The sequence below is a fragment of the Xanthomonas sp. PPL134 genome (genome assembly GCF_040595915.1).
Lineage (GTDB): Bacteria > Pseudomonadota > Gammaproteobacteria > Xanthomonadales > Xanthomonadaceae > Xanthomonas_A > Xanthomonas_A indica.
In genome coordinates this window covers 753,931-766,072 of sequence record NZ_JAMDLL010000001.1, presented here as the reverse complement: position 1 = coordinate 766,072, position 12,142 = coordinate 753,931, and the positions used below count along the sequence as shown (strand labels likewise).

The following is a 12,142-nucleotide window of genomic DNA, read 5'->3' as shown; positions in this document are numbered from 1 at the left end:
GCGGCTGCGCTGGGCTATGGTGCAGACGCGGCCGCGCACGCGTGGCCGCACGCGGGACACGCACTGCGTCGGGGATGCACTGCCGGGATCCCGCACAGGATGGGCGCTCCCGCAGGCGACGCCACAGGCGTGCGTATGGATCGAACGCGTCGCATCGCGGCGTATGGGGAACATCGCGAATGAAGACATTCTTGCGCAAAGCGCTGCTCACCGCTGCGGCGGCGTTGCCCGCCGCTGCCGCCACCGCGCAGCAGGCCCAGAACTGCCCCCCGCTGCCGCCGCAGAGCAAGCTGCAATGGAGCGAGCGCAGCGACAAGGGCTTCATCGTCTGCCGCGCCAGCGATGCCAACGGCCGTCAGGTGCTGGGCATGATGCTCACTGCGCGCGACCCGAAGATTCCGCTGCAGCGCACGCTGCGCGAGGAAAAGGGGGCCATCGACGGCGAGCAGGTGTATTGGTACCGGCCGGACCTCGGCGGCGCCGATCTGCCGGGCCTGGCCTCGCGCCGGATCGCGGTGGCGGAACTGAAGAAGGGTCAATTCGCGCAGGTGTGGATCGACGCCGCCGACACCCAGGAACTGCAGACCCTGCAGTCGCTGGTGCAGGGCCTGGACATGCGCCAGTCGAGCCTGGCGCTGGAGCGCTAAGGCCACAGGTCCGAGACATGACGTAGGAGCGGCGTCAGCCGCGACAGCGGTTCACGGGAACGCGTGTCGCGGCTGACGCCGCTCCTACGAGCAAGCAAACCCTCGCACCAGCGACGCTGCAAATCACGTCCTCAGAAGCGCCCTTCCTGGAAATCCACGAAGGCCTGCATCAGTTCCTGGCGCGTATTCATCACGAACGGCCCGTGCCGCGCCACCGGCTCGCGCAGCGGCCGGCCGGCGACCAGGATCAGCCGTGCGCCCTGCACGCCGGCCTGCAACGGCAGCAGATCGCCACCGCCGAGCACCGCCAGCGTCTGCGCGGGCAACATGCGCGCCGCCTCGCCCTCGCCCAGCGCCGCCTCGCCCTCGAACATGTAGGCGAAGGCGTTGTGCCCGGACGGCAACTCGAACGCCCAGGACGCGCCAGCGTCCAGCGCGATGTCCAGATACAGCGGATCGGTGGCCGGCTGCGCAATCGGGCCGTGCACCTCGCCGACCTGGCCGGCGATCACCTTGACCGTCACGCCCGGCGCCGGCTGCACCACCGAGATGCGCTCGGGGGAGAACTCCTGGTAGCGCGGCGCGGTCATCTTGTCGCGCGCCGGCAGGTTCACCCACAGCTGGAAGCCGCGCATGCGCCCTTGCTCCTGCTCCGGCATCTCCGAATGCACCAGGCCGCGGCCGGCGGTCATCCACTGCACGCTGCCCGGGGTCAGCAGGCCCTCGTTGCCGTGGTTGTCCTTGTGCCGCATGCGCCCGTCGAGCATGTAGGTGACGGTCTCGAAGCCGCGGTGCGGATGGCTGGGGAAGCCGCCGATGTAGTCCTCGGCACGATCGGTGCCGAACTCGTCGAGCAGCAGGAACGGATCCAGCTCGGGCAGCGCCCCGCCACCGATGACGCGGGTCAGCTTGACCCCATCGCCGTCGGCGGTGGCGTGGCCGCGGATGGCGCGCAGGATGCGCGCGGGGACGACGGTGGTGGAAGCGATCATGGGACGATCTCCTGATGAGATCCCCACCATGGGTGCCACCGCCGCCGCGACCAACCGCGCCCGGCGCAACCCATCGTTCCATCGCCCGCGGCGCTCCCCTCGCCTTCTCCCACCGGGAGAAGGTGCCCCGAAGGGGCGGATGAGGGTCCGGGCGCAGCCTCGTGCGGCGTCTGGTGGCACAGGCGGGTCTTGCGAGCGCTTCGCTCCGGACCCTCACCCCAACCCCTCTCCCGAGGGGAGAGGGGCTTGAGCATCCTGACGCCTCCTTCTCTTGCTCGAGGCCATGAATCCCCTTCTCCCCCCGGGAGAAGGTGCCCCGCAGGGGCGGATGAGGGTCTGGGCGCCGCCTCGTGTGGCGTCCGGCAGCGCAACCTGGGTTTGCGAGGGGCTTCGCCCCCGTACCCTCACCCCAACCCCTCTCCCGAGGGGAGAGCGGCTTGAGCATCCTGACGCCTCCTTCTCCTGTTCGAGGCCATGAATTCCCTTCTCCCTCCGGGAGAAGGTGCCCCGAAGGGGCGGATGAGGGTACGGGCGCAGCCTCGTGTGGCGTCCGGCAGCGCGGGTTGGGTTTGCGAGGGGCTTCGCCCCCGCACCCTCACCCCAACCCCTCTCCCGTAGGGAGAGGGGCTCAAACGCCGCGCGCCGACCACCCATGCCGCAAAGGGCATCGCCAGGGCTGTCTACGACCAAAGTACTAGCCCCGTGGCCGTCCCCACCATTGACCCCCCAGGCCATCGGGGCGACCCTTGCACGCATCTCGTGGGGGAGCGTTCTGCATGAAAGGGTTTTCCAAGCTGGCCTGGGCCGCACTCGCCATCCTGGCGGCGTTCTGCCTGGGCACCATCGCCCTGCGCCGCGGCGAACACATCAATGCGCTGTGGATCGTGGTGGCCGCGGTGTCGATCTACCTGATCGCCTACCGCTTCTACAGCCTGTTCATCGCCGACAAGGTGATGCAGCTCGATCCCACCCGGGCTACCCCGGCGGTGCTCAACAACGACGGCCTGGACTACGTGCCGACCAACAAGCACGTGCTGTTCGGTCACCACTTCGCCGCCATCGCCGGCGCCGGGCCGCTGGTCGGGCCGGTGCTGGCCGCGCAGATGGGTTACCTGCCCGGCCTGCTGTGGCTGGTGGTCGGCGTGGTGGTCGCCGGGGCGGTGCAGGATTTCATGGTGCTGTTCCTGTCCAGCCGCCGCAACGGCCGCTCGCTGGGCGACCTGGTGCGCGAGGAGATGGGCCAGGTGCCCGGCACCATCGCCCTGTTCGGCGCGTTCCTGATCATGATCATCATCCTGGCGGTACTGGCGATGGTAGTGGTCAAGGCGCTGGCGGAAAGCCCCTGGGGCATGTTCACGGTGATCGCGACCATGCCCATCGCGATCCTGATGGGCGTGTACATGCGCTACATCCGCCCCGGCAAGATCGGCGAGATCTCGGTGGTGGGGCTGATCCTGCTGCTGGCGGCGATCTGGTTCGGCGGCAAGGTCGCCGCCGATCCCACCTGGGGACCGGCCTTCACCTTCACCGGCACGCAGATCACCTGGATGCTGATCGGCTACGGCTTCGTCGCCTCGGTGCTGCCGGTGTGGCTGCTGCTGGCGCCGCGCGACTACCTGTCGACCTTCCTCAAGATCGGCACGATCATCGCCCTGGCGATCGGCATCCTGGTGGTGATGCCGGAGCTGAAGATGCCGGCGCTGACCCAATTCGCCGCCAGCGGCGACGGCCCGGTGTGGAAGGGCGGCCTGTTCCCGTTCCTGTTCATCACCATCGCCTGCGGCGCGGTGTCCGGCTTCCATGCGCTGATCTCCTCGGGCACCACGCCCAAGCTGCTCGCCAACGAGTCGCACATGCGCTACATCGGCTACGGCGGCATGCTGATGGAATCGTTCGTGGCGGTGATGGCGCTGGTGGCGGCCTCGATCATCGACCCGGGCGTGTACTTCGCGATGAACAGCCCGGCCGCGGTGATCGGCGCCGACGTCGCCTCCGCCGCGCACCACATCAGCACCACCTGGGGCTTCGCCATCACCCCGGAGCAGCTGACCGCCACCGCCACGGCGATCGGCGAACCCACCATCCTGCATCGCGCCGGCGGCGCGCCGACGCTGGCGGTGGGCATCGCGCAGATCCTGCACCAGGCCATCCCCAACAGCAGCGACGCGATGATGGCCTTCTGGTACCACTTCGCGATCCTGTTCGAGGCGCTGTTCATCCTCACCGCGGTGGACGCCGGCACCCGCGCCGGCCGCTTCATGCTGCAGGACCTGCTGGGCAACTTCGTGCCGGCGCTGAAGAAGACCGAGTCGTGGACCGCCAACATCATCGGCACCGCCGGCTGCGTGGCGCTGTGGGGCTACCTGCTGTACACCGGCGTGGTCGATCCGTTCGGCGGCATCCAGACGCTGTGGCCGCTGTTCGGCATCTCCAACCAGATGCTGGCCGGCATCGCGCTGATGCTGGGCACGGTGGTGCTGTTCAAGATGAAGCGCGACCGCTACGCCTGGGTGACCGCGGTGCCGGCGGTGTGGCTGCTGATCTGCACCACCTATGCCGGCCTGATCAAGATCTTCGACGCCAACCCGTCGCAGGGTTTCCTGGCGCAGGCGCACAAGTTCCAGGACGCCATCGCCAGCGGCACCGTCACCGCACCGGCCAAGTCGGTGGCGCAGATGCAGCAGATCGTCACCAACGCCTACGTCAACACCGGCCTGACCGTGCTGTTCCTGTGCGTGGTGTTCGCGGTGCTGGTCTACGCGATCAAGACCATCCTCGTCGCCCGCCGCACCCCGCAGCGCAGCGACCGCGAGACCCCGTACGTGGCTTTGCAGCCGCACCAGATGGCGGACCTGTAATGGGCGGCGCACTGGTTCCGATCGGGCAGTACCAGGCGCACCGCCGGCTGTGGCGGCGCCTGGTGCAGACCGCGCGCCTGTGCTGCGGCATCCCCGACTACGACAACTACGTGCGGCACATGCTGGAAAAGCATCCGGACCGGCAGCCGATGGACTACAAGACCTTCTTCCGCGAGCGCCAGGAGGCGCGCTACGGCGGCAAGAGCGGGTTTCGCTGTTGTTGAAAGGCCGGGAGTGGGGAGTCGGGATTGGGGATCGGTGGCGGGCGCCTGAAGGCGCCTGACCATTCGACCGGATCACACGGCGGCCAACGTGCTGAAGAACGCGGCGATGCCTGGCGACAGGCATCGCCGTTTCGTTGTTGAGCGCCAGGGTTGGAGCGGGATCAGGATTCGCCGCCCTTTCGGACAATCAGGGTTCTGAGCTGATCACAGACGGCGGCCAACGTTCGGGCAGCAGTGCCAGCGGCGCTGTTGTAGGAGCGGCTTCAGCCGCGACGCATTACTGGTAACGCGTCGCGGCTGAAGCCGCTCCTACGGAGAAGCACGCGGATGCCACGCACTCGCGGGGCTACTCCCATTCCCGAATCCCGATTCCCCAATCCCGGCTCTTCAGGCCGCCGCGGCGCGCACCAACGCCGCATAGGTCTGCGGCAACTCACGCATGTGCTCCATCACCGCGGCCACGCCAAGCTGGCGCAGGGTCGCGGCGTGCCCATCGGGAATGTGCGCGGCACCGGTGAAGCCGATCACCGTCATGCCCGCGGCCAGCGCGGCGCTGGCGCCGGTGGCGCTGTCCTCGATCACCAGGCAGCGTTCCGGCGCCACCTCCAGCGTGCGTGCCGCCAGCAGGTACACGTCCGGCGCGGGCTTGGGCCGCGCCACCATGTCGGCGCTGAAGATGCGCTCGCCGACACGCTCGCGCAGGCCCGCGCGCGCCACCGAGGCGACCACGCTTTCGCGCATGCTGTTGGAGGCGACCGCCAGCGGCAGCGGCAATGCCAGCAAGGCCTCGCGCACGCCGTCGATCGGCTGCACTTCCGCGGCGATCAGCGCTTCGGAGCGCGTGCGGATCTCCTGGTACAAGCCAGGCGGCAGGTCCAACGCGTACTGCCGCTGCACGCGCTGCACGATCTCCTGCGCGGTGAGGCCGAAGCTGCCGGCGAGAAACTGTTCCAGTTCGACCCGCGGCACATAGGCGCCCAGTGCGTCGAGCATCACTCGGTCGGCCAGCACTTCGCTGTCGACGAGCACGCCGTCGCAATCGCTGATCAACAGGTCGAAGGGGGTCGCCGTCATCGCGCGCTCCTGTGGGGAAACTCCCATTATGCCGCTGTGCACATGTCCCTCGCCTGTGTGGCGCTTGCAGCCGCAGCAGCGCGACCGATCCCGGGACGTAGGGGGCGCATGCAACGTACATGCATGCAGCACTGCCCCGCGCGCCCTGTGCGTGTCCCCTGCCCGTTCGCCGCCGCCACCCATCGCAGCGGCAGCTGTCCGGCAAACGTTGGTTTCCGGTTAAACCAACGACCACCTGAGACGACGCCGCCCAAGATCCGCAGACCGCGTCACAAAACTGCCGCGAAATCCCGGCGATCGGCTGCTAGCATCGGCAACGGCGCCAGGACACGCGCCGTCATCCAGGACCGCGAACAGGAAAGGAGCCTTGCATGCGTACGCCCGTCCCCGCCCTGATCGCACTCGCGACCTCGCTGTTCTTCTCGGTCAGTTGCGCCGCCCAGTCCGGCGCCAAGGAGCATTCCGCCATGTCAGCCTCGCTGCAGGATCATTCGGTCGCGTTCCGCGACCCCGCACTCGCCGACATCGCCGCCGCCATCGCGCGCGGCGACGTCGCCCGCATCGCCGCCCTGGCGCCCAGCACGGACCTGTCCGCGCACGGCGACCAGCACGTCACCCTGCTCGAATGGGCCATCTGGAACGAACAGCCGCGCGCCCTGGCGGCGCTGCTCGACGCCGGTGCCGACCCGTCGCTGCCGGGCATGGACCAGGAAACCGTGGTGCACATGGCGGCCATGGCCAAGGACCCGCAGTACCTGCAACTCCTGCTGCAGCACGGCGCCCCGGTCGACCCGGTGAGCGCGCGCGCGAACTGGACGCCGCTGTTCCGCGCCGTGCAGAGCAAGCGCGATGCGCAGATCGAGATGCTGCTCAAGGCCGGCGCCGATCCGAAGCGGGTCGACGCCACCGGCAACTCGCTGCTGCACTTGGCCGCGCAGAGCAGCGCCGGCAATCCCTGGGTGCCCAAGCTGCTGCAGGCCGGGGTCGACCCGAACCTGCGCAACGCCCAGGGCAAGACCTTCCAGGCGTACTTCTTCAACACGCCCGAGCGCCTGCTCAACGCCAGCGCGCAACAGACCCGCAACGCCGTGCGCGACTGGCTGAGCGCCCACGCCATTCCCCTGGAAGCGACCCGCTGATGCGGTCGGTCGCCACACTCGCACGGAGCCGCGCATGAACCAGAGCGATCTTTCCCCGTCCGATCCGTCCACCGCGTTCTCCGAGTCCGTCCGCGGCCAGCAGCCGCAGGCGGTGGACCGGCAACTGCCGCCGCTGCTGCAGGACCTCTACCACACCGCGGCCGAGCGCCGCGTCGGCGGCGCCGAGACCTTCGCCGCGCTGCCCGATGGCTGGTCGCGCATGGACGACGCCGCGCTGCAGCGCGCCGGCATCGACCCGAGCCTGCAGCACGACGCCAAGAGCGGCTTCGATGCCGCGTTCTACCGCAACCCGCAAGGCAACGTGGTGCTGGGGTTCTGCGGCACCGACGAACTGAAGGACTGGAAGCACAACCTCGGCCAGGGCCTGGGCTTTTCCGACGCGCAATACGCCTCGGCGATCCAGCTCGGCAGCCAGGCCAAGCAGGCCTTCGGCGACAATCTGCTGATCTCCGGACACTCGCTGGGCGGCGGCCTGGCCGCGGCCTCGTCGATGGTCAACGACGTGCCCGCGGTGACCTTCAATGCCGCCGGCGTCAACAACAAGACCCTGGAGCGCGAAGGCCTGGACGCCGACGCCGCCAAGGCCTATGCCGCCGACGGGCTGATTCGCGGCTATCACGTCAAGAACGAACTGCTGACCTACCTGCAGGAAGACAACCTGCTCACCCGCGGCCTGATGCCCGACGCCGCCGGCCGCCAGATCCAGCTGCCGGAACCGGACCCGCTCTCGTTCGGCCAGCGCCTGATCCCCGGCATGATGCTCAAGCATCGCCTGGACCTGCACGGCATCGACTCGGTGATGAAGGCCGAGGACCTGGCGCAGCAGCAGGGCCAGGCGCCATCCGGCACGCTGTCCACCGGCAGCCGCCTGTTCAACGACGCAGTGGTGCAGTTGGACGGGCAGCGCGACCGGCTCGGCCTGCACGACGATGCGACCTTCCTCAACACCGCCGCCAGCGTCGCCGCGCGTGCCGGCCAGGACGGCCTGCAGCGTATTGACCAGGTCCTGCCGAGCCGCGATGGCGATCGCCTGTTCGCGGTCCAGGGGCAGCCGGAAAACCCGGCGCACCTGCGCAGCCAGGTACAGACCGCCGCCGCCGCCCACGAGCCGTCGCAGGCCAACGTCGGCCAGCTGCAGCAGCAGAACCTGCAGGCGCCGCCGCAACAGCAGGAAGAACGGCAACGCAGCGTGGCGATGCAGTAATCGCCGCCACGGGCTGGGTCATGGCAGGCGTCCGCGAGGACGCCTGCCGAATCAGACCAGGACGGCGAAAGCGACAGGCATGCTGCGAGCCAGGGTAATCCGACAGGAAGCCTTGGAGGTGAGAGGCGCAGCACGCGGAACCCCACCGTAACGCTCGCCCGAAGCGGTCGGCACGAATGCTTACCTCCTGCGGTGGCGCGCCCGCGCGACTCAGCCGGCGCCGGCCATTGCGCGCAGCACGATGCCCACCACATAGGCCAGATAGGTGCCGGTGGCGTAGCCCATCGTGCCGAGCAGCACGCCGACCGGTGCCAGCGCCGGATGGAACGCGGCCGCCACCACCGGGGCCGACGCCGGGCCGCCGACGTTGCTCTGCGAGCCGATCGCGAAATAGAAGAACGGCACCCGCAGCAGCTTGCCCAGCGCCAGCAGCAGCAGGATGTGCACGACCAGCCAGATCAGGCCGAGCGCGAAGATCCAGGGCCGGTCGAACAGCGCCAGCAGGTCCATCTGCATGCCGATGCAGGCGATCAGGAAGTACAGCAGCAGCGTGCCGATGCGCGAGGCGCCGGCGCCCTCGAGGGTGCGCGCGCGGGTGAAGCTGAGCAGCAGGCCGAAGGTGGTCGCCAGTACCACCACCCACACGAACGGCGAGCCGAGGCTGAACTGCTTGGCCCAGCTGACGTTGGCGTCGAACCACGCCGCCGCTGGCGTGGCGATCGCATGCGCCAGGCCGACCGCGCCGAAGGCGACGCCGACGATCAGCATCAGGTCGGTGAGGCTGGCCACGCGTTCGTGCTGGGCCTGGAACTGGGCGATGCGCTGCTTGAGCTCATCGATGCCGCGGGTATCGGCGCCCGTGCGCGCGTCGATGGCCGGCGCACGCTGCGCCAGGAAGATCAGCAGCGCCATCCATACGTAGCCGACGCCGACGTCGACCACCGCGAACTGGCCGAAGGTGGTGGCATCGACCTGGAACACCTCGCGCATCGCCAGCATGTTGGCGCCACCGCCGATCCAGCTGCCGGCCAACGCCGCCATGCCGGCCCAGGTGTCGCCGGCCACGGTGACCGGGTGCAGCCACTTCATGATCTGGAACGCCGCCACCGCGCCCAGCATGATGCTGAAGGACGCGCCCAGGTACATCGCCACCAGCTTGGGCCCCAGCCGCAGGATCCCCTTGAGGTCGACGGTGAGGGTCAGCAGCACCAGTGCCGCCGGCAGCAGCACATCGCGCGCGACCGGGTTGTAGAGCGAATTGTGCTGGCCGTCGATCAGGCCGACGGTGTTGTAGATGCCGGGGATCAGGTAGCACAGCAGCAGCGCCGGCACGATGCCGTAGAAGCGCTTCCAGAATCCCGACGGCCGCGCCGCGCTCCAGAACACCGCCCCCAGGGTGGCAGCGATCAGGCCGAAGATGACGATGTCGTTGGTGATCAGGGGCGTCGAGGGCATTAGGCAGTGGGCTGGGATTCGGGATTCGGGATTCGGGATTGGCGGCTGGCGGTGAAACAAGGATCGAAAAAAGCAGCAAATGCGCGCGAGTTCGCAAGGTAGACGCGCTGCAAGCACCCTGTTTTTGTGGGAGGGGCTTCAGCCCCGACGCTTCATCGGCAAGGCGTCGGGGCTGAAGCCCCTCCCACAAGGGCTGCCGGATTACTGGAATCGCGGAAAAATCCCGAATCCCGAATCCCGAATCCCGAATCCCGAATCCCCAATCCCGGGACCTGGGCCATGACCGAAAAGGGGCCCGGAAACCCGAGCCCCAGGTCCCTCACTGCCCGATATGCTGCTTCAGCCAGCCATTGACCGTGTCGTGCCACATGAGGCTGTTCTGCGGCTTCAGCACCCAGTGGTTCTCGTCCGGGAAGTACAGGAACTTGGACTCGATGCCCTTGCGCTGCAACGCGCCGAACGCGGCCAGGCCCTGCTCCATCGGGATGCGGAAATCCTGCTGGCCATGGATCACCAGCATCGGCACCTTCCACTTGTCCACGTGCAGGATCGGGTTGAACTTCTCGTAGCCGGCCGGGTTCTGCCACGGCGTGCCGCCGTTCTCCCACTCGCTGAACCACAGTTCCTCGGTGGCGTAGCCCATCATGCGGTTGTCGAACACGCCATCGTGGTCGACCAGGCACTTCCACGGCTGGTTCCAGTTGCCGGCCATCCAGTACACCATGTAGCCGCCGTAGCTGGCGCCCAGCGCGCAGGCCTTGTCGCCGTTGAGGAAGCCGTACTGCTTCTGCGCCGCGGCCCAGCCCTTCTGCAGGTCTTCCAGCGGGCGGTCGCCCCAGTGCTGGCTGATCGCATCTGTGAAGGCCTGGCCGTAGCCGGTGGAACCGTGGAAATCGATCATCACCACCGCATAGCCCTGCCCCGCATAGGTCTGCGGGTTCCAGCGGTAGCTCCAGCCGTTGCCGAAGCTGCCCTGCGGGCCGCCGTGGATCAGGAACGCCACCGGGTAGGTCTTGCCCTCCTGGTAGTTGTACGGCTTGACCACGTAGCCATGCACGGTGTCGTTGTTCCAGCCCTTGAACGAGAACTGCTCGTAGTCGCCGAACTTCACGTCCGGGAGCATCTCGCCCGCGCTGGGCGTGATGGCGCGCGGCTGCTGGCCGTCGGCGTCGGCGACCATGATCTGGTCGCCGCTCTTGAGGCTGTTGCGGGTGAAGGCCAGGGTGTTGCCGGCCAGCACCGGCGCGCCGACGCTGCCGTCGGCCGCCACCGTGCGGACCTTGCCGCTGGCCACGTCGACCGCGAACAGCGGATGCTGGCCCATGTCGTCGGCGGTGGTATAGACGGTCTTGCCGTCGGCCGAGAGCACGATGTCGCCGGCGGAACGGTCCCACTGCGGGGCGATCTCGCGGCTCTTGCCGCTGGCCACGTCCATCGCCATCAGGCCGAAGCGGTCGGCCTCGAAGCCGGGGCGCTTCATCGCGCGGTAGTACAGGGTCTTGCCGTCGGCGGAGAACACCGGGCCGGCGTCCCACGCCGGGTTGGCCGCGGTCAGGTTGACCGGCGCGGCCTTGCCGGCCGCATCCAGCCGGTACAGGTCGAAGTTGGTGGACCACGGCTCCTCGCGGCCGGCCACGCGCACGCTGGCGACCAGCGACTGCCCGTCCGGCGCCCAGGTGTAGTCCTCGCCGCCGCCGAACGGTTTGGAGGGGATGTCGCCGGCCAGGGTCACGCTGATCGCCGAGGCGCCGGCGACCGGCTTGGCCTTGGCGCCGGTCGGCAGCGGCGCGACGAACAGGCTGTTGCGGCGGCCGTCGTTCCAGGTATCCCAGTGGCGCACGAACAACTGGTCGAACACCACGCCGGTGGCCTTGGACTGCTTCTTGGCGTCCAGGCGCTTCTGCGTGCAGGCCAGGTCCGAGCCGCAGTCCTGGTACACGCCGGCGCTGAAGGCCACGCGGTCGCCCTGCGGGGCGACGTGGTAGCTGTCCACGTCCAGCGCGAAATCGGTGAGCTGGCGCGGCGCGCCGCCGGACAGCGGCAGCGCGTACAGCTGCTGGCGGCCGGACTTGGCGCTGAGGAAGTACACGGTCTTGCCGTCGGCCGACAGCTCCGGCGAGTTGACGTTCCAGCCGTCCGGGGTCAGCCGCTTGGGCGGCGCCGCATCGCGGGTGCGCAGGTCGCGCAGCCACAGGCTGGTGCTGGACTTCTCCAGCGCCTTGTCCATCTGCCGCTTGGCGAAGACCACCGTGCCGCCGTCGGGCGTCAGCAGCGGCGAGGACACCCGGTCCAGCGCGACCATGTCGCGGACATCGAAACCGCGGGTGGCGGCCAGCGCGGGCAGCGCGGTCAGCAGGGCCAGGGGCAGCAAGGCGTAGCGCAGGGTCATCGGGTGTCTCCGGAACACGGCAAAACGTCGATGGTAGGGGCCGTGGTGGGCGTGGCGCAAAGGACTGAAGTCATGGAGGAGCCGGGAATGGGGAATCGGGATTGGGGATTGGGAAGAGCGAGGCGCTGGCTCGGCTGGG

9 protein-coding genes are annotated in these 12,142 nt (G+C 68.7%); 5 read left to right on the top strand and 4 right to left on the bottom strand.

Going from position 1 to position 12,142, the window contains the following annotated elements:
• Positions 1–179 precede the first annotated feature (179 nt).
• A complete protein-coding gene (locus tag M3U25_RS03310) occupies positions 180–647 on the top strand; it encodes a hypothetical protein (RefSeq protein ID WP_242081213.1) in 468 nt (155 codons plus the stop codon).
• A gap of 131 nt (positions 648–778) precedes the next feature.
• Here M3U25_RS03310 and M3U25_RS03305 read toward each other — a convergent pair whose 3' ends face one another.
• Complete coding sequence (locus M3U25_RS03305) at positions 779–1,636, bottom strand: pirin family protein (protein WP_355500404.1); 858 nt, start codon at positions 1,634–1,636, stop codon at positions 779–781.
• 779 nt (positions 1,637–2,415) lie between these two features.
• Between M3U25_RS03305 and M3U25_RS03300 the strand changes: the two genes are divergently transcribed.
• Positions 2,416–4,497 (top strand): carbon starvation CstA family protein, encoded by a 2,082-nt coding sequence (locus tag M3U25_RS03300; protein ID WP_355500235.1) that lies wholly within the window; start codon positions 2,416–2,418, stop codon positions 4,495–4,497.
• Positions 4,497–4,721 (top strand): CstA-like transporter-associated (seleno)protein, encoded by a 225-nt coding sequence (locus tag M3U25_RS03295; RefSeq protein WP_019797654.1) that lies wholly within the window; start codon positions 4,497–4,499, stop codon positions 4,719–4,721. The genes M3U25_RS03300 and M3U25_RS03295 overlap by 1 nt, the downstream gene beginning before the upstream one ends.
• Before the next feature lie 387 nt (positions 4,722–5,108).
• On the opposite strand, the gene M3U25_RS03290 is transcribed toward M3U25_RS03295, so the two are convergent.
• Positions 5,109–5,795, bottom strand: coding sequence for an HAD-IA family hydrolase (locus M3U25_RS03290; RefSeq protein WP_355500239.1), 687 nt, complete (start codon positions 5,793–5,795; stop codon positions 5,109–5,111).
• A gap of 371 nt (positions 5,796–6,166) precedes the next feature.
• Here M3U25_RS03290 and M3U25_RS03285 point away from each other — a divergent pair, with 371 nt between their 5' ends.
• Positions 6,167–6,934, top strand: coding sequence for an ankyrin repeat domain-containing protein (locus M3U25_RS03285; RefSeq protein ID WP_355500242.1), 768 nt, complete (start codon positions 6,167–6,169; stop codon positions 6,932–6,934).
• A 34-nt stretch (positions 6,935–6,968) separates the two neighbouring features.
• Positions 6,969–8,159 (top strand): XVIPCD domain-containing protein, encoded by a 1,191-nt coding sequence (locus M3U25_RS03280; RefSeq protein ID WP_355500245.1) that lies wholly within the window; start codon positions 6,969–6,971, stop codon positions 8,157–8,159.
• Positions 8,160–8,369: 210 nt separating this feature from the next.
• Here the strand turns inward: M3U25_RS03280 and M3U25_RS03275 are convergent, their stop codons facing one another.
• Positions 8,370–9,614, bottom strand: a complete 1,245-nt coding sequence (locus M3U25_RS03275) for a DUF819 family protein (protein ID WP_355500248.1) — start codon at positions 9,612–9,614, stop codon at positions 8,370–8,372.
• 319 nt (positions 9,615–9,933) lie between these two features.
• Positions 9,934–12,003 carry a S9 family peptidase gene (locus tag M3U25_RS03270; protein WP_355500251.1) on the bottom strand — a complete coding sequence of 690 codons (2,070 nt, stop codon included), beginning with the start codon at positions 12,001–12,003 and terminating at the stop codon, positions 9,934–9,936.
• Positions 12,004–12,142: the final 139 nt, after the last annotated feature.

Excerpts from the sequence above, each read along its gene's own strand:
- M3U25_RS03290 (WP_355500239.1), bottom strand. The coding sequence starts at position 5,795 with ATGACGGCGACCCCCTTCGACCTGTTGATCAGCGATTGCGACGGCGTG.
- M3U25_RS03280 (WP_355500245.1), top strand. The coding sequence starts at position 6,969 with ATGAACCAGAGCGATCTTTCCCCGTCCGATCCGTCCACCGCGTTCTCC.
- M3U25_RS03300 (WP_355500235.1), top strand. The coding sequence starts at position 2,416 with ATGAAAGGGTTTTCCAAGCTGGCCTGGGCCGCACTCGCCATCCTGGCG.
- M3U25_RS03270 (WP_355500251.1), bottom strand. The coding sequence starts at position 12,003 with ATGACCCTGCGCTACGCCTTGCTGCCCCTGGCCCTGCTGACCGCGCTG.
- M3U25_RS03275 (WP_355500248.1), bottom strand. The coding sequence starts at position 9,614 with ATGCCCTCGACGCCCCTGATCACCAACGACATCGTCATCTTCGGCCTG.
- M3U25_RS03310 (WP_242081213.1), top strand. The coding sequence starts at position 180 with ATGAAGACATTCTTGCGCAAAGCGCTGCTCACCGCTGCGGCGGCGTTG.
- M3U25_RS03295 (WP_019797654.1), top strand. The coding sequence starts at position 4,497 with ATGGGCGGCGCACTGGTTCCGATCGGGCAGTACCAGGCGCACCGCCGG.
- M3U25_RS03285 (WP_355500242.1), top strand. The coding sequence starts at position 6,167 with ATGCGTACGCCCGTCCCCGCCCTGATCGCACTCGCGACCTCGCTGTTC.